Below are 15,232 nucleotides of genomic sequence, written 5' to 3'. Positions count from 1 at the left end.
GGTGAAAGGAGCGGCATGAGCCGAGCTTTGGTGTTGGGCGGCGGTGGCGTCGCCGGGATCGCGTGGGCGACCGGATTGCTGACCGGGCTGGCGGAAGCGGGCCAGGACGTAGCCGATGCCGACGTGCTGATCGGCACGTCAGCAGGCGCGGCGGTGGCGGCACAGCTGGGCAGCGGATTGCCGCTGCCGCAGTTGTACGCGCGGCAAACCGATCCGGCCTTGCAAGCGGCGGAGATCGCGGCCGAGTTCGACCCGGAAAAGTTCGGCGAGGAGTTCGCCGCGGTGCTGGCTGGCGGCGGCACCGCGGCGGAAACCCGCCGGGCGATGGGAAAGTATGCCCTGGCCGCGGAAACCGTCCCGGAACCACGACGCCGCGCGGTGATCGAATCCCGTCTGCCGTCCCACGAGTGGCCCGAGCGCGCGGTGAAAATCGTTGCGGTGGAAGCGGAAACCGGTGAACCAGCGGTGTTCGACAGCTCGTCCGGCGTCTCGCTGGTCGCCGCGGTGGCGGCAAGCTGCGCAGTGCCCGGAATCTGGCCAGCAGTACCGATCAACGGCGGTCGGTACGTCGACGGCGGCGTCCGTTCCGCCTCGAATGCCGACTACGCAACAGGTTTCGCCCAGGTGACAGTGGTCGTCCCCATGGGTGCGGCGGAGCCATTCCCGACGGAACGGCCGTTCGACCAGGTACTGGTGAACCTGCGCTCGGCAGGAGCGAAGGTAGCGGTCTTGGAACCAGACGAGGCTTCCGTCGCGGCGATCGGCCCGAACCCACTGGACCCGGCAACCCGATCCGCAGCGGCGGCGGCCGGGTTGGCACAGGGACAACGGGGAGGGGTGGTGTGGGAGTGAGGCCACTCCACCACGTGACAGCTGGCTGCTGACCTCGGCAAGCCGCTTCCCGGCCCAGGCCGGTTGCTGCCGGTTGGGTGATGGGGCGGAGCCTGAGCTGCGCTGGCTCTCGGCGGGTTTCCGGTCTGGCGCGGGTTGGTTCGCTGCGCGTTTGCGGCGGGCGCGGAGCCCTGGCCTGCGGACCGCCCATTCCGGTCTGGGCTGGTCGCGGCCAGGTCCGGGTCGGCGCGGAGGCGCATTGGGCTGACTTTTGTCAAGCCCTGCCATCGTCGGCGCGGACTTGTCGGCTTCGAGCCCTCCGGAGTCCGCACTCCGCAAGGGTGAGCCGATTCGTCATTAATCGTTCACCACCCACGCCGACCGATGCCGGGTAGCGATTGCGTTCGCGCGGTAGCAGCGGGTGAAAGTCAGGTGCGCCCCGAAAAGCCAACCCCGCGGACGCCGCCGTCCTGGCACACTGGGGTTCGTGCTTCTGCTCATCAGCGGCAGCCTGCGGGCCGGTTCGGTCAATGCGGCTGTCATCGCTACCGCGGCTGGTTTTACGGCGTCCACTGTGTACGGTGGGCTCGCTGGGCTGCCGCACTTCAATCCGGACTTTGACCGGGATCCGTTGCCTGGCGAGGTTGTCGCGTTGCGGGAGGCGATCGGGGCGGCGGACGGTGTCCTGTTTTGCACCCCGGAATACGCCGGTGGCCTGCCGGGTTCCTTCAAGAATTTGCTCGACTGGACGATCGGCGGCGGGGAGATGTACGGCAAACCCGTCGCGTGGATCAACGCATCCTCGGTCGCCGCGCCGACTGGGGGTGCGGACGCGCATGACTCTCTCCGCAAAACCCTCACCTACGCGGGCACTCGCATCGTCGACGACGCTTGTGCTCGGATTCCGATTCCCCGCCAAGCTGTCGAGAACGGATCCCTCATCGATCCCGACCTGCGAGGGCGGGTCGCGGTCGCGGTGCGGCGGCTCGTGGAGGCGGCCAAACCGGTCAATCCGTGAGTCGCTGAGCCCAGTCGAGGAAGCTGTCCCGTTCGGCACCGGTCAGTACTGCGGCGGGCGGGGTGTTCGGGAGGGCTAGTACTACGGCGTCTTTCGGCAGGTCGCGGACCTGTTCTTCGGCAAGGGATGTCGGTGCCGCCGCTGAAGCGCGGAACAGGAAGGCCAGTGGGCCGGGGCCTAAAGACTCCACGATTTCGACGCGGCCGCGGCCGAAATCGCGTAGTTCCCCGGGTAGGACAGAGGCCTGTAGGGAACCTGCGGACAGGAGGATTGCGGGCCGCGGTTTTCCTGGGAGGGTGCCTGGTTCGGCGCGTAATTCGCTGCCGTTCCAGGGGGTTGCTGGAACCACAAGTCTTCGTCGCCACATGGCCATGGCGTGCAGGCTAACGCGAAAATCGGTGGCACTGCGGCATTTGCCCGGTTAGCGTCCGCAGGCGTGAGTTACGAGCATCCTCTCGCTTACCTCATCGGGATCGAAGGAGCGGCGTTGCTCCGCGCGTTCACCGGCGAGCACGATCGCGAGTTTGTCGAAGCGCGGCTGGCCGAGATTCGCGCGCTGCTGGCTGACGAGGACCTGGCCCACGGCGTTGAGGTAGCCCAGCTCGCGCCTAGAGACGCTTACGCTCGCTGGGCTGCCGCGTATGACTCCGGCGAGAACGCTGCGTTCGCTGACGAGCCTCACGTCGCGGCGATCCTTGACGCGATTCCGCCGGGTCGGGCGCTTGATGCTGCCTGCGGCACGGGGCGGCTCACCCGGCTGTTGGTCGAGCGCGGTCACCACGTGGTCGCCGTCGACGGTTCTCCGGAGATGCTCAGCCATGCCAAGGCCGACTCGACTTTCGTTGCTGACCTGCATGAACTTCCGGTCGATGACGGTTCGCAGGACGTCGTGCTCTGCGGTCTCGCGCTGTCGCACGTACCGGACCTGGCACCGGTGATCGCGGAGTTCGCTCGCGTCCTCGCTCCGGGCGGGCATCTCGTCCTTTCCGACGTGCATCCCGAGCAGGTCCAGCGCGGATCGATCCCGTCCGTGCGCACGGCCGACGGCGACCCGGCTCGGGTGCGGACGAGTCATCATCGCGTCGGTGATTACTTGCGTGCATTCTTTGCCGCCGGTCTCGCGCCGGTGAGCTGTGCGGAGCCGATTCCAGCCCTAACCGAACCGCGCCACGTGCCTGGTGGTGGGCCGTGGGATCTCTGGCCGTGGTCGTTGAACGGCCTGGTGCCGGACGCGTTGGCCGCGGCGGCGAAGGACGTGCCGTCGATGCTCATCTGGCACTGCCGCAAAGGCGCATAAAACCCAGCGGTGACTGTCCGCCGCGTAAGTCTCACTCGCAGTTCACGGAGCGGTCAGGCGGTCGCCACACGGCTGCGGCGCAATGGTGGCGTGGATGCTCGCCTGCTGGTCTCGCTGTCCGGGGTCACCACGCGCACGCTGCACCGTTGTGCGCATCTGGCGGCCGAACTCGAACGTCGGCATGTTCCGCTGTCGATCCTGCATGTCGCGCGCACCGAGGACGGGCCCGTGACAGCCTGGGTCCGTACGCGCGCCGCAGCGGGTGACTCGGTGTTGCTCAACGGCTACGACCACCGCATCCCGCCGACGCATCGCGCCGTGCACCTGGGGCGTAAGGCCGAGTTCGCCGTGCTTCCCGCGCACGAAGCGCGGCTTCGGCTCATCGCTGCGAAGGCCGCCCTCGACGCGACCGGCGTGACTGTTGACGGCTTCGCGCCGCCGCGTTGGCTGGCGTCGGCTGGCACTGTGCAGGCATTGCGGGAGCACGGCTTCACGCTGTGCGCTGACCAGAACGCCGTACGGGACCTGGTGACCGGCGAAATCCGGCGCGCGCGGGTGCAGGACTTCACGAGTCAGTCGCACCGTACGGAGACTGTCCGCTGCTTCGCGCTCGTACTCGCCTCCGCGCGGGCCGCGCGCCGAGGCGGGCTCGTGCGGCTTGGCATTGACGCCGCTGACCTCAGCCGCCCCGGCTTGCGGCAGGCGTTGCTGGACGCGGTGGACGTGGCCCTCGAAAACCGGGCCTTCGGGAGCACCTACGGCTCCCTGCGCCACACCGCTCCCGCGTCGCCCTAGACCTCCGTCGCGACGCCTCGCTCCAGCGCCTTCACCTCGGTGCCTTCCGGGGCGAGGTTCTGGAACAGCCCGTAGTGCATGTTCGCCGCCGCGTTGGCCAGCACCGCCTCGTGGATCGGCACCGAACGGTGCGGCGCGACCGCACGCAGGAAGTCCACCGCTTCGCCGGCCTTCAGCCACGGCGCCCCGGTGGGCAGGCCGAGCACGTCGACCTTCTGCTCGGGCACGAAGAGCGAGTCGCCCGGGTGGTAGAACGCGCCGTGGTCGACCAGGTAGCCGATGTTCGGGATCACCGGGATGTCGGCGTGGATCACCGCGTGCTCGCCGCCGGTGACCGACACCGAGGTGCCGCCGATCTCGAACGCGTCGCCGGGCTTGGCGACCTCGAACTCCAGGTGCAGCTTCTCGACGGCCTCGGCCGAGCCAGGGTCGACGATCAGCTTCGCGCCCGGGTTCGCCTTGAGCAGGCCGGGCAGCCGTTCGACGTCGAGGTGGTCGAAGTGCTGGTGGGTGATCAGCACCGCGGACAGTTCGCGCTCGTTCTCGAAGCCGGTGGAGAACGTGCCAGGATCGAGCAGAATCCGCTCCGCGGCGGTCTCGAGCAGTACGCAGGAATGTCCGAAATGGACGATCCGCATCAGGTTTTCTCCTTACCAAGATCGGTCGGTTCAACCCTACGCTCGTGGCCTGGTCCACGAGGGCGTCCAGCGAGGACTCCCGGTCGGAGGACTTTCCGCGCCAGTTCCGGGATGCCATGCTGGCGGGAAGCCCGGGCAACTGTTGGCAGAGTGTCAGCAACCTCGTAGCCTGGGGGTTCACCGAGACGGGGAGACGCCGATGACCGCGGTCCAGCCGAAGCCGACGCCCGTCGGCGAGACGTTCGATTCGCTCAGCCCGGCCACCGACGAGGTCGTCGGCACCTACCCGGTGCACACGGCCGATGAGGTCAGCGCCGCCGTCGAGCGGGCGAGGGCGGCTGCGCGCTGGTGGGACGGTCTCGGTTTCGCCGGGCGCGCGGAGCGGCTGCAGCGCTGGAAGGGCGTGCTGACCCGGCGGCTGCCGCAGTTGTGCCAGGTCGTGCGCGACGAGACCGGCAAGCCGATCGCGGACGCCCAGCTCGAGAGCGTGCTGGCGATCGAGCACATCGCGTGGGCGGCGAAGAACGCCCGCAAGGTGCTCGGCAAGCACCGCCGGTCGTCCGGCCTCCTGATGGCCAACCAGGCCGCGACCGTCGAGTACCTCCCGCTCGGCGTCGTCGGCGTGATCGGGCCTTGGAACTATCCGGTGTTCACCCCGCTCGGCTCGATCGCGTACGCGCTGGCCGCGGGCAACGCGGTGGTCTTCAAGCCGAGCGAGTACACCCCGGGTGTGGGTAAGTGGCTGGTGGACGCGTTCGCTGAGATCGTGCCGGAGCAGCCGGTGCTGCAGCTGGTGACCGGGTTCGGCGAGACCGGGGCCGCGCTGGTCGGCTCCGGGGTGGACAAGATCGCGTTCACCGGTTCCGCGGCCACCGGGAAGAAGATCATGGCCGGGGCCGCGAACACGCTGACCCCGGTGGTGATCGAGGCGGGCGGCAAGGACGCGCTGCTGGTGGACACGGACGCGGACCTCGAGGCGGCGGCTGATGCCACCGTCTGGGGCGCGTTCTCGAACTCCGGTCAGACCTGCATCGGCGTCGAGCGCGTCTACGTGCACGAACGCGTGGCCGACGAGTTCGTCGCCAAGGTGGTGGAGAAGGCGAAGAAGGTGCGCGCCGGCTCGGACGAGGACGCGCAGTACGGGCCGATCACCATGCCCTCGCAGCTGTCGGTGATCCGCGGGCACATCGAGGACGCGCTGAAGCGCGGCGGGAAAGCGCTGGTCGGCGGCGTGGAGAGCGTCGGCGACCGCTACGTGCAGCCGACCGTGCTGGTGGACGTGCCGGAGGACTCCGAGGCGGTGCGCGAGGAGACGTTCGGCCCGACGGTCACCATCGCCAGGGTCCGCGACATGGACGAAGCGGTGGAGAAGGCCAACGCGACCAAGTACGGGCTGGGTTCCACGGTGTTCTCCCGGGCGCGCGGTGCCGAGCTGGCGTCGCGGCTGCGTGCGGGGATGACCGCGGTGAACGCGCCGCTGTCGTTCGCCGGGATCGCGTCGCTGCCCTTCGGCGGCGTCGGCGACTCCGGGTTCGGCCGCATCCACGGCCCGGAAGGGCTGCGCGAGTTCGCCCGCCCGAAGGCAGTGGCCCGGCAGCGGTTCACCGCGCCGCTCACGCTCACGTCCTTCTCCCGCAAGGAATCCACGGACGCGCTGGTCGCCAAGCTGGTCACCGTCCTGCACGGCAAGCGTTAAGGAGCACTGTTGCCCGGCTTCGGCGATTTCCAGCACGAGATCTACTTCGCCGGATTGTCCGGCCGCGTTCCGGACCTGCCGATGTCGTACGCGGAACTGGAAACGCGTGCGGCTCAGGCGCTTCCGCCGTCCGTACTGTCCTATGTGGCCGGTGGGGCCGGCGACGAGCGGACCCAGCGCGGGAACGTCGAGGCATTCGAGCGCTGGGGCCTGGTCCCGCGGATGTTCGTGGGCGCGAAGGAACGCGACCTGTCGGTGGACCTGTACGGGATGAAGCTGCCGTCGCCGCTGTTCCTCGCGCCGGTCGGGGTGATCGGCCTGTGCGCGCAGGACGGCCACGGCGACCTCGCGACCGCGCGGGCCAGCGCCCGAACGGGCGTGCCGATGGTCGCTTCGACACTGAGCGTCGACCCGATGGAAACGCTCGTCCCGGAACTGGGCGACACTCCGGGCTTCTTCCAGCTGTACACGCCGACTGACCGTGACGTCGCCGCCTCGCTCGTGCAACGCGCCGAGGCGGCGGGCTTCCGCGGCATCGTGGTCACGCTCGACACCTGGGTGACCGGCTGGCGGCCGCGCGACCTGTCGACGGCGAACTTCCCGCAGCTGCGCGGGCATTGCCTGGCCAACTACTTCACCGACCCGGTGTTCCGGAAACGGCTCGGCAAGGCTCCGGAGGACGACCCGGCGGCCGCCGTCGGACTGTGGGCCCAGCTTTTCGGCAACCCGCTGACCTGGGAGGACCTGCCCTGGCTGCGCTCGCTGACCAAGCTTCCGCTGCTGGTGAAAGGCATCCAGCATCCCGACGACGCCCGCCGCGCCATCGACGGCGGGGTCGACGGGATCTACTGCTCCAACCATGGCGGACGGCAGGCCAACGGCGGTCTCCCGGCACTGGACTGCCTTGCCGAAGTGGTCGATGCCTCCGGCGGCACGCCGGTGCTGTTCGACTCCGGCGTGCGCTCCGGAGGCGACGTGGTCAAGGCGCTGGCCTTGGGCGCGACGGCGGTAGGCGTCGGCCGCCCGTACGCCTGGGGGTTGTCGTTGGCTGGTGAGGACGGCGTTGTCCATGTGCTGCGTACCTTGCTCGCTGAAGCTGACTTGATCATGGCTGTGGACGGCTATCCGACCCTGGCCGACCTCACCCGCGAAGCGCTGCGGCGAGTCGGCTAGACGCTTACGCGGGCAGGAAGTACCCCTCGCTCTCGTCCCACGGGATGTCGAAATCGTCGAGGTGTACGTGCCACTGCGCGTCCGGAAGGGTGCGGCGCAACTCGGTCACTGAGCCCAGCACGTGTTCGAGGATCGGCATGACCCGGTCGAGATCGAGCGGCATCTTGGTGGACCCAGCCACGATCGCGTCCGGCTCGACTTCCGAGTACAGGAAGAGAGATTCCTCGTCTGGGTAAGGAAAAGACGACTGGCGTGTGGTGACGACGCGTTCGACAGCGGCGGTCTCGGAAGCGGTGAGCGCGGTCGCCCGGCTCGCGGTGTAGTAGAGGGAAGTGCTCATGGGCCCGACTGTAACGACGGGGTCCGACAATTCCGGGAAAACAGTCATCCGGAACAGCCCACCCGCCCGTCGAGCAGGCAGCTACAATCGCCGCCCGTATGTGGTTTCAAGGAAAGTCCGGGCGGATCCTCGCCTGGTTGTCCGCACTCGGCGCGGTAGCCGTCGTCGCGGGCATCGCGGCCGTCATCAGCAGCTTCAACCCGGTTGACCTGCAGGTCTACCGCTTCGGTGCGGACGCGGCCGTCCAAGGCGGCGACCTTTACGGCCCGCTCCCGACCACCACAGCCGGGTCGATGCTGCCGTTCATCTACCCGCCGTTCGCCGCGATGCTCTTCTCGGCCCTGGCGCTCCCGCCGCTCTCGATCGCGTCGGTTCTGCTCGACGTCCTCTCCGCCGCGTCGCTCTGGGTGGTCTTGTACACCACGGTCCGCCACCTGTGGCGCAACTGGAATCGCCAGTCCACGGCCGTCGCCGCGTCCGCGCTCACCGTTGCGGCGCTTGCCTTCGAGCCCGTGCGCTCCACCATCGGCTTTGGACAGATCAACCTCGTCCTGATGGCACTGGTCGCCGTGGATTGCCTGGCGCCCAACCCTCGCTGGCCGCGCGGAATCCTCGTCGGCCTGGCCGCCGCGATCAAGGTGACGCCCGCTGGTTTCCTCCTTTTCTTCCTGCTCGCCAAGGATTTCCGCGCCGTCCGCAACGCCCTGCTCACCGGTGCCGGAGCGACCTTGCTCGGCTTCCTGATCGCCCCGCGCGCGTCCGCCGAGTACTTCTTCGGCGGCGGCCTCACCGGTGCCGACGGCTTCAGCGGCTCGCCCTACGCGACCAACCAGACCATCCAAGGCGCCCTCAACCGCCTCGCCCTGCTGCCGCCGGCCCACGACCTGCTGTGGCTGGCGTTGTCCGCGTTCGTCCTGGTCGCCGCCGTACTTGTCATGCGGCGCGTCGACAGTTCGCTCGGCTTCGTCGTCAACGCGGCCGCGGTGCTCGTCCTGTCCCCGATTTCCTGGTCGCACCACTGGGTTTGGGTGGTGCCCGCGACGCTCATCCTCGCCGCGCGCGTCCGCACGCTTCGCGCCGCCGCCGCGTTGGCCGCGGGCGCGTCGGTTTTCATCGCCGCGCCGCACACTTTTGTGCCCTCCAGCGGGATGCGGGAACTCGCGTGGGAACCGTGGCAGCACCTCGTCGGCGACGCCTATGTCCTTCTCGGCTTGGGTTTCCTTGCCTGGCAACTGTTCGCGGTGCAGTTCGCCCGGGTCCCCGAACTCGAACGGGTCGGTTAGGCGGAACCGGGCCAAACCAGCGTCACCAGGTCCCGGCCGGACGACCCGAGATCTGGTGGCATCTCCGGATCTATCCCCATCTCCAGCAGGGCTCGCTCGACCTCGCCGGCAGCGTCGGCAGGCAAGCACAACCGCCGCCGTACGACGTCCACTGTGGACGCGAACTCCGCGTACTCAGGCTCCGGCGGCCGCCGCCATTCCACGACTTCCGGCTCGATCCCCACTTCCGCGAGCGCCGCGAGACAGTCCCCGGCAGTCGGTCCAGCCGGTCGCTCGATGCCGTGAAACCGTTGCCACAAGGGATTAAGCTCAGTCAACGGATGCCGCGCGGCCGTCTCGACCACGACCCGCCGCCGCGCCGCCGCGGTGAGCGCCGCGGCGAACGGAGCCAGGTCGGGGACGTTGTAAACCACGTTCCCGCACACGACAACGTCCGCCACGCCGGCTTCGTCGGCGAGATCGGGCCACCGGCCGGGCAACAGCCGATGCTCCACGCCCGCGGCCCGCTCGGCAAACGCCGCGAGCAGCTCGTCGTCGGTGTCCAACGCCGTCACCGCGGTGACGTTCGACCGGCCGACCAGGGGCAGACTCGCCGCCCCGGCCGCCGCGCCGATGTCGAGCACCGTGCCTGGCTCCTGCAACGCTTCGGCGGCCAGTTGATAGGTCGCCCCGATCGGCGCGGCGATCTGCTGATCGGCTCGCCGCAGGAACACCTCGCGCGGCAGGACCCACGGCGATTCCGGAGGGTGCACGGTGTCCGGAATCGCCCAGGCGGCAAGGAGATCCCGCCAGGTTGACAGAGCGGTCATCGAGCCCGAATCAGATCAGCCGCCTTTTCCGCCACCATGATCGTCGGCGCGTTCGTGTTTCCGCGCGGCACCACGGGCATCACCGAAGCGTCCACCACCCGCAGCCCCGTAACCCCGCGCACCTTGAGATCCGGGTTGACCACCGCGTGCTCGCCGCTGCCCATCGCGCACGTGCCGACCGGGTGGTACAGCGTCTGCGTGTTCTGCCGGACATGCTCGGTCAACGCCTCGTCCGACAGCTCATGCGTCGCCGGCAGGAACGGCCGGTCCAGGAACTTCGCCAGCGGACCCGACCGTCCGATCTCGATCAGCGACCGCAGAGCGGACTTCACCGATTCCAGATCGATCGACTCCGCGTAGTAAGCCGGGTCGATTTCGGGCTTCCACAGCGGATTCGCCGACTTCAGCCGCAGCCGCCCGCGGCTCGCGACGTCGACCAGCGTGGCCGCCGACGTGAAGCCCGGACACGTGGGCTCGCGCATTCCGTTGTCGTAGAACAACGTCGGGGCCACGTGGATCTGCATGTCCGGCGCGGCCAGCCCGTCGCGGGTCGAGTAGAATGCGCCCGCCTCGCCGATGTTCGACGCGAGCGGGCCGCGTTTGGTCAGCTGGTAGCGCACCAATCCGGCGGGCGTCGCGGAGTCCGCGATGTCGGTCGTGCCCTTCGTCGACCAGATCACGCCGACCGCCGGGTGGTCGTGCAGGTTGTCGCCGACGCCGGGCAGCGCGGCGACCACGTCGATGCCCAGTTCGCGCAGATGCTCGGCCGGACCGACGCCGGACAGCATCAGCAACTGCGGCGAGTTGATCGCCCCGCCGGACAGCAGCACTTCGGCGTCCGCCCGGACCGTCGTCGGCACGCCCTTGTCGAGATAGGACACCCCGACCGCTCGGGTGCCCTCGAAAACCACCCGCGTGACCTGCGCGTTCGTCCGCACGGTCAGGTTCGGCCGCGACAACGCGGGTCGCAGGTATGCGTCCGCGGTGGACCAGCGGCGGCCGCGCTTGCAGGTGACCTGGTAGAGCCCGGCCCCCTCCTGCGACTCGCCGTTGAAGTCGTCGGTGTGCTTGAGCCCCCACGCGACCGCGCTGTCCACCCACGCGTGCGACAGCTCGTGGGTGAACCGCCGGTCCTCGACGTGCAGCGGGCCGTCCGTGCCGTGCAGCGGCCCGCCGAGGCGCTGGTTGCCCTCGGCGCGCTTGAAGTACGGCAGCACGTCGTCCCAGCCCCAGCCGGTGGCTCCGTGCGCATCGCGCCAGCCGTCGTAGTCGGCGCGGTTGCCGCGGATGTAGATCATCGCGTTGATCGACGAGCAGCCGCCGAGCATCCGGCCGCGCGGCCAGTACTCCCTCTTGCCGGTGTGCTTCTGCTCGACTGTCTCGTAGTTCCAGTCCCACTTCGTCTTGAACAGCGACGCGAACGCCGCCGGGATCCGGACCTCGTCCGCGGTGTCCTCGCCGCCGGCCTCGAGCAGCAGCACCCGCGCGGACGGGTCCTCGCTCAGCCGGTTCGCCAGCACGCAGCCCGCGCTGCCCGCGCCGACGATCACGTAGTCGAAGGAGTCCTGCTCTGGCACGCTGCCTCCCGGTGGTGTTGACACCCTGTCAACGACACATCATGGCGCAGGTCACGCTACGCGCAAGTCGCCGGAAAACCGATCAGTCAGAAGTGGCATCGAAGACGGTGACGCACACGCCGTCCGCCGCATCGTCGTCGGTCTCCACCCGGCCCTCTCCGGTCACGTCGTCCACCTTGGTGTCGAGGTGCACGATGGTCCGGCCCGCGGAGGTCAGCACGTCCGTCTTGCGCGGGGTGAGCTTGGTTTCGCCGTAGATCCACTGCTGGGTGCCGTTGCGAGTGGTGTCCTGGCACATGACCGACAGCGCCGCCGGGATGTCTCGCGCGTTGACCGCGTCGATGAACCTGGTCGCGGCGTCCGTGCCGTTCTTCACCGGGGGCCGCGGCTTCGGATCCGTCGACAGGCTGGCCAGCGGAGCCGGTTCGCCACCCGATTTGGTGTCGCGCACACACCAGCCTTTGTCGCTGGGGATGATCGCGATCCCGTAGGTGAGGTCGCCGGCGGTGATCGTCGCCGCGCGCTCCTGCTGGCCGGTCAGATGCACCGCGTTGCTGATCTTCGCGTCGCCCTTCGCGCTCCGGAAGGTCTGCTCGGCGGTGTAGGACCGCTTCGACCGGATCCTGCACCACAGCTCATTCAGCCCGGTCTGCTCGGTGATCGAGTTGGCGACCGACTGGGCCAGCTGCTCCGGCGTTCCCTGCGACGTCGTGTCCAGCTTCTCCTTGAAGAAGCCCGGCGTCACCCAGCTGCTGAAACTGCCCAGGCGGCGGCCCCTGCTGCGGTCCGCGCGGCGGATAAGGGCCCTGCTGCGGATACGGGCCTTGCGGCGGGTGGTTCACGTCTCCCCCTCGATACCGGTCTGTCTGCCGAGCAGGCTGGTGAAGTACGCTTCCCGTGCACCCACGACCTGCAGAAATAAGGAGCAGCCAGCCGTGGCTCGAGTCGTTGTCGACGTCATGCCCAAACCCGAGATCCTCGACCCGCAGGGCCAGGCGGTGGCGCGCGCGCTGCCGCGGCTCGGCTTCTCCGGGGTCGCCGACGTGCGCCAGGGGCGGCACTTCGAACTCGAGGTCGACGACGACGTCGATGACGAGACGCTGGCCAAGATGGCCGAGGGCTTCCTCGCCAACCCGGTGATCGAGCAGTGGACCATCCGGCGGGTGGAGGCGTGAGCGCCCGCATCGGCGTCATCACCTTCCCCGGCACGCTCGACGACGGCGACGCCGCCCGCGCGGTCCGCTACGCCGACGCCGAGGCGGTTTCGCTCTGGCACGCCGACGACGACCTCAAGGGCGTCGACGCGGTCGTCGTCCCCGGCGGCTTCTCCTACGGCGACTACCTGCGCGCCGGCGTGATCGCCCGCTACGCGCCGGTGATGTCCTCGGTCATCGACGCCGCGCACAAGGGCATGCCGGTGCTCGGCATCTGCAACGGCTTCCAGATCCTGTGCGAGGCCGGTCTGCTTCCCGGGGCGATGATCCGCAACGTCGGCCTGCACTTCGTGTGCCGCGACCAGTGGCTTCGCGTGGACAACAACGCCACCGCGTGGACCACGCGCTACGAGGCGGGCGCGGAGATCCTGATCCCGCTCAAGAACAACGACGGCTGCTACGTCGCCGACCAGTCCACTGTGGACATGCTGGAGGCGGAGGGCCGGGTCGCGTTCCGCTACGTCGGCGGCAACCCGAACGGCTCCCGCAACGACATCGCGGGCGTCACCAGCGAGAACGGCCGCGTGGTCGGTCTCATGCCGCACCCGGAGCACGCGATCGACGCGCTCACCGGTCCGTCCGACGACGGTCTCGGCATGTTCTACAGCGCGGTCGACGCGCTCGTGAAGGCCTGAGCCAAGCACCGAAAAGGGGTCCCGGGAAAACTTCCCGGGGCCCCTTTCGCGTTACTTGCTGTGGTCGCTGGAGAGCCAGCGCTCGGTGCGCACCCGCACCAGCACCGAGTTCTCCGTCAGCGAGCCCTCGACGAACTTCCGCGCCTCGGCCTCGGGCGCGTACCGCGAGGCGATGGCGAGCGCCTGCTCCTCCGTCGGAGCCGAGGACCGGTCCACGACCGGACCGGACACCGTCACATACTTGTACGGCTGGGTTTCCTGCTGCACCGTGAGGCTCAGCTTGCCCGCCGCCTCGATCGCCCGGTCCTTCGCCGATCCGCGGTCCATCCAGATCAGCAGTTCGCCGCCGGGCTCGTAGTCGTACCAAACCGGCACGGCGAGCGGGGCCGCGCCTTCCCGGCCGATTGACAGCACGCCCACTCGCTGCTCCGCGAGGAACTTCTCTCGTTCGTCCACCGTCATGACCGCCATCCGGCGTCACCCCCAGGCTAGGAAGATCAGGATCCGCTTGAGGCCAACGCCGGACGCCCCGCGGACATTCCGGTCTCGGGGGTCGGGCCGGGACGGCCGTGCTCAGCCGAGCCGGAAGACCAGTGCCGTGGACTGCGCGGTGTAGATCGCGCGGACTCCGTAAACGACCCCGTCTGCCCAGAACAAGCGGCAGAACCACGGTGCCAAGCTGCGATTGCCGGGACCCGTGAGCGAGACCGTGCGCACGGGTGTCACAGCTCCGGTGTCCAGTGAGAACTTGACGATGTGCTGATCAGGACCGTCCTGACCGGCGGAGACCACGGCGATCACCTGCCCGTTGTCCACCGCGAGCGGCGCCGCGACAATGCCGCCGCCGGGTGCCGGGACTTCCCAGCGTTTGGCGCCGGTGCGGAGGTCGAACGCGGCGAGGCGGTTGGGCTTCTGCGGGCTGGTCAGCGCGATCATCGTGGTGCCTGTGACGAGTGCTCGCGAACGTCGATGTGACGTGCCATTGGAGGCCCCGCTCAGGCTGTAGCCGAATCCGTCGTCGCCCATGAAGCCGTTCAACGCGTCTCCGGCATCGATGGTGGAAACCGGTTCGAGCGAGTCGTCGAGAGTTGCGTACATCCCTTTCGATGTATCGCTGAGATAGGCGACCAGCGGCGACGCGCTCACCCACGCCATCGTGAGGAAGGACTTGCTCTTCACGAACTCGTTGTGCTGCTTGATTTTTCCGGTCGCGGGATCGACGGCAACGGCGACGTACAAGCTGTCGCCGGAGTCCTTGGCGCTGCAGTGGGACAGCAGCACGAAGTCCGCACTCCGCGGCAGCCCGTCCGACGGGATGCAGTTCGAGTACACCTTCTCGTCGGTCGGTGGCGTGACCTCGGACCAGCGGACGGCGCCGGTGGCCGCGTCCAGCCCGAGCAGTTGCTGGTAGTGCACGACCACGACCGAACCGCCGACGATCTCCAGCACTGCGTGCTCGTCGAGTTTCGCCTGCGACGGGCTCCCCGACGAGGTGATGGGCATCGCCCGCTGCCACAGCAGCTTTCCCGCGTTGACATCCAGCACAGCCGCGCTCGAACAGAGATCCCCATAACCGACGGCGATGTGGTTGTCGACGACAGAGGTGCTCGCCCCGCAGAAATGGCCGGCGGGGGAAGGGATCCGCCAACGTTCCTTTCCGTCGCTCCGTGCGTACGCCACCGCATAGGTGTCGTTCACCAGCACCAGATCGTCGCCCACGACCCAGGAATCGATGCCGATGTCGTACGGCGCGATCCGGTCCGATCCCAGCTGCCACGGGCCTTGCTGGGATACCGCGATCGCGTGGCCGGGCACCTTGCCGCTGTTGAGCGCGAGCGGTACCGCGATAGCCGCGATCACCACAGCTGCCAGAAATGCCGAGATTCCGAGGACGGCCCGCCGGCCACCCTTTTTGTCAGTCACTAC

Annotated in this window: 17 protein-coding genes; 9 read left to right on the top strand and 8 right to left on the bottom strand. The window is 68.8% G+C overall.

Annotated elements, in window-relative coordinates:
* Positions 1–15 precede the first annotated feature (15 nt).
* Together EIZ45_RS06060 and EIZ45_RS06055 are read left to right on the top strand one after the other, a co-directional pair.
* The gene (locus EIZ45_RS06060) at positions 16–852 is read left to right on the top strand and encodes a patatin-like phospholipase family protein (protein ID WP_134662145.1); all 837 of its coding nucleotides are present in this window, start codon (positions 16–18) and stop codon (positions 850–852) included.
* 472 nt (positions 853–1,324) lie between these two features.
* On the top strand, positions 1,325–1,849 hold the full coding sequence (locus EIZ45_RS06055) for an NADPH-dependent FMN reductase (RefSeq protein WP_370318123.1): 525 nt from the start codon (positions 1,325–1,327) through the stop codon (positions 1,847–1,849).
* On the opposite strand, the gene EIZ45_RS06050 is transcribed toward EIZ45_RS06055, so the two are convergent.
* The gene (locus EIZ45_RS06050; protein WP_134662143.1) at positions 1,839–2,039 is read right to left on the bottom strand and encodes a hypothetical protein; all 201 of its coding nucleotides are present in this window, start codon (positions 2,037–2,039) and stop codon (positions 1,839–1,841) included. The genes EIZ45_RS06055 and EIZ45_RS06050 overlap by 11 nt on opposite strands.
* 186 nt (positions 2,040–2,225) lie before the next feature.
* Here EIZ45_RS06050 and EIZ45_RS06045 point away from each other — a divergent pair, with 186 nt between their 5' ends.
* Together EIZ45_RS06045 and EIZ45_RS06040 are read left to right on the top strand one after the other, a co-directional pair.
* Positions 2,226–3,146 (top strand): class I SAM-dependent methyltransferase, encoded by a 921-nt coding sequence (locus tag EIZ45_RS06045; RefSeq protein WP_240690562.1) that lies wholly within the window; start codon positions 2,226–2,228, stop codon positions 3,144–3,146.
* Between the two features lie 90 nt (positions 3,147–3,236).
* Positions 3,237–3,941 (top strand): DUF2334 domain-containing protein, encoded by a 705-nt coding sequence (locus EIZ45_RS06040; protein ID WP_205669821.1) that lies wholly within the window; start codon positions 3,237–3,239, stop codon positions 3,939–3,941.
* On the opposite strand, the gene EIZ45_RS06035 is transcribed toward EIZ45_RS06040, so the two are convergent.
* Positions 3,938–4,579, bottom strand: coding sequence for an MBL fold metallo-hydrolase (locus tag EIZ45_RS06035; RefSeq protein ID WP_134662142.1), 642 nt, complete (start codon positions 4,577–4,579; stop codon positions 3,938–3,940). The genes EIZ45_RS06040 and EIZ45_RS06035 overlap by 4 nt on opposite strands.
* Positions 4,580–4,778: 199 nt before the next feature.
* On the opposite strand from EIZ45_RS06035, the gene EIZ45_RS06030 reads away from it, so the two are divergent.
* Positions 4,779–6,275 carry an aldehyde dehydrogenase family protein gene (locus tag EIZ45_RS06030; RefSeq protein ID WP_134662141.1) on the top strand — a complete coding sequence of 499 codons (1,497 nt, stop codon included), beginning with the start codon at positions 4,779–4,781 and terminating at the stop codon, positions 6,273–6,275.
* Between the two features lie 9 nt (positions 6,276–6,284).
* Positions 6,285–7,448 (top strand): lactate 2-monooxygenase, encoded by a 1,164-nt coding sequence (locus EIZ45_RS06025; RefSeq protein WP_134662140.1) that lies wholly within the window; start codon positions 6,285–6,287, stop codon positions 7,446–7,448.
* Positions 7,449–7,452: 4 nt separating this feature from the next.
* On the opposite strand, the gene EIZ45_RS06020 is transcribed toward EIZ45_RS06025, so the two are convergent.
* Positions 7,453–7,788, bottom strand: coding sequence for a hypothetical protein (locus EIZ45_RS06020; RefSeq protein ID WP_134662139.1), 336 nt, complete (start codon positions 7,786–7,788; stop codon positions 7,453–7,455).
* Between the two features lie 98 nt (positions 7,789–7,886).
* Here EIZ45_RS06020 and EIZ45_RS06015 point away from each other — a divergent pair, with 98 nt between their 5' ends.
* A complete protein-coding gene (locus EIZ45_RS06015; protein ID WP_134662138.1) occupies positions 7,887–9,071 on the top strand; it encodes a glycosyltransferase 87 family protein in 1,185 nt (394 codons plus the stop codon).
* On the opposite strand, the gene EIZ45_RS06010 is transcribed toward EIZ45_RS06015, so the two are convergent.
* From EIZ45_RS06010 to EIZ45_RS45970, 3 genes are all read right to left on the bottom strand, one after another.
* Complete coding sequence (locus tag EIZ45_RS06010; RefSeq protein ID WP_134662137.1) at positions 9,068–9,880, bottom strand: bifunctional 2-polyprenyl-6-hydroxyphenol methylase/3-demethylubiquinol 3-O-methyltransferase UbiG; 813 nt, start codon at positions 9,878–9,880, stop codon at positions 9,068–9,070. The two genes, EIZ45_RS06015 and EIZ45_RS06010, sit on opposite strands and share 4 nt — an antisense overlap.
* Positions 9,877–11,457 (bottom strand): GMC family oxidoreductase, encoded by a 1,581-nt coding sequence (locus tag EIZ45_RS06005; RefSeq protein WP_134662136.1) that lies wholly within the window; start codon positions 11,455–11,457, stop codon positions 9,877–9,879. The genes EIZ45_RS06010 and EIZ45_RS06005 overlap by 4 nt, the downstream gene beginning before the upstream one ends.
* Before the next feature lie 82 nt (positions 11,458–11,539).
* Positions 11,540–12,202 (bottom strand): hypothetical protein, encoded by a 663-nt coding sequence (locus EIZ45_RS45970; protein ID WP_051728637.1) that lies wholly within the window; start codon positions 12,200–12,202, stop codon positions 11,540–11,542.
* Positions 12,203–12,392: 190 nt separating this feature from the next.
* Between EIZ45_RS45970 and purS the strand changes: the two genes are divergently transcribed.
* Positions 12,393–12,632: a phosphoribosylformylglycinamidine synthase subunit PurS gene (gene purS / locus EIZ45_RS05995; protein ID WP_037808692.1), complete on the top strand. Its 240-nt coding sequence runs from the start codon at positions 12,393–12,395 to the stop codon at positions 12,630–12,632.
* Positions 12,629–13,306, top strand: coding sequence for a phosphoribosylformylglycinamidine synthase subunit PurQ (gene purQ / locus EIZ45_RS05990; protein WP_037808690.1), 678 nt, complete (start codon positions 12,629–12,631; stop codon positions 13,304–13,306). Before purS ends, purQ begins: the two co-directional genes overlap by 4 nt.
* A gap of 51 nt (positions 13,307–13,357) precedes the next feature.
* On the opposite strand, the gene EIZ45_RS05985 is transcribed toward purQ, so the two are convergent.
* Both EIZ45_RS05985 and EIZ45_RS05980 read right to left on the bottom strand, forming a co-directional pair.
* Positions 13,358–13,777: a pyridoxamine 5'-phosphate oxidase family protein gene (locus EIZ45_RS05985; protein WP_037808689.1), complete on the bottom strand. Its 420-nt coding sequence runs from the start codon at positions 13,775–13,777 to the stop codon at positions 13,358–13,360.
* Positions 13,778–13,879: 102 nt separating this feature from the next.
* Positions 13,880–15,229 (bottom strand): PQQ-binding-like beta-propeller repeat protein, encoded by a 1,350-nt coding sequence (locus tag EIZ45_RS05980; protein WP_134662135.1) that lies wholly within the window; start codon positions 15,227–15,229, stop codon positions 13,880–13,882.
* Positions 15,230–15,232 lie beyond the last annotated feature (3 nt).

This window comes from Amycolatopsis sp. CFH S0740 (assembly GCF_004522315.1).
Taxonomy (GTDB): Bacteria; Actinomycetota; Actinomycetes; order Mycobacteriales; family Pseudonocardiaceae; genus Amycolatopsis; species Amycolatopsis nivea.
The sequence above is the reverse complement of the archived record's forward strand: the minus strand, read 5'-3'. Positions and strand labels throughout refer to the sequence as shown.

Coding starts and splice junctions, on each gene's coding strand:
- EIZ45_RS06060 (WP_134662145.1), top strand. CDS start 16: ATGAGCCGAGCTTTGGTGTTGGGCGGCGGTGGCGTCGCCGGGATCGCG.
- EIZ45_RS06035 (WP_134662142.1), bottom strand. CDS start 4,579: ATGCGGATCGTCCATTTCGGACATTCCTGCGTACTGCTCGAGACCGCC.
- EIZ45_RS06030 (WP_134662141.1), top strand. CDS start 4,779: ATGACCGCGGTCCAGCCGAAGCCGACGCCCGTCGGCGAGACGTTCGAT.
- EIZ45_RS06020 (WP_134662139.1), bottom strand. CDS start 7,788: ATGAGCACTTCCCTCTACTACACCGCGAGCCGGGCGACCGCGCTCACC.
- EIZ45_RS06015 (WP_134662138.1), top strand. CDS start 7,887: ATGTGGTTTCAAGGAAAGTCCGGGCGGATCCTCGCCTGGTTGTCCGCA.
- EIZ45_RS06010 (WP_134662137.1), bottom strand. CDS start 9,880: ATGACCGCTCTGTCAACCTGGCGGGATCTCCTTGCCGCCTGGGCGATT.
- EIZ45_RS05985 (WP_037808689.1), bottom strand. CDS start 13,777: ATGGCGGTCATGACGGTGGACGAACGAGAGAAGTTCCTCGCGGAGCAG.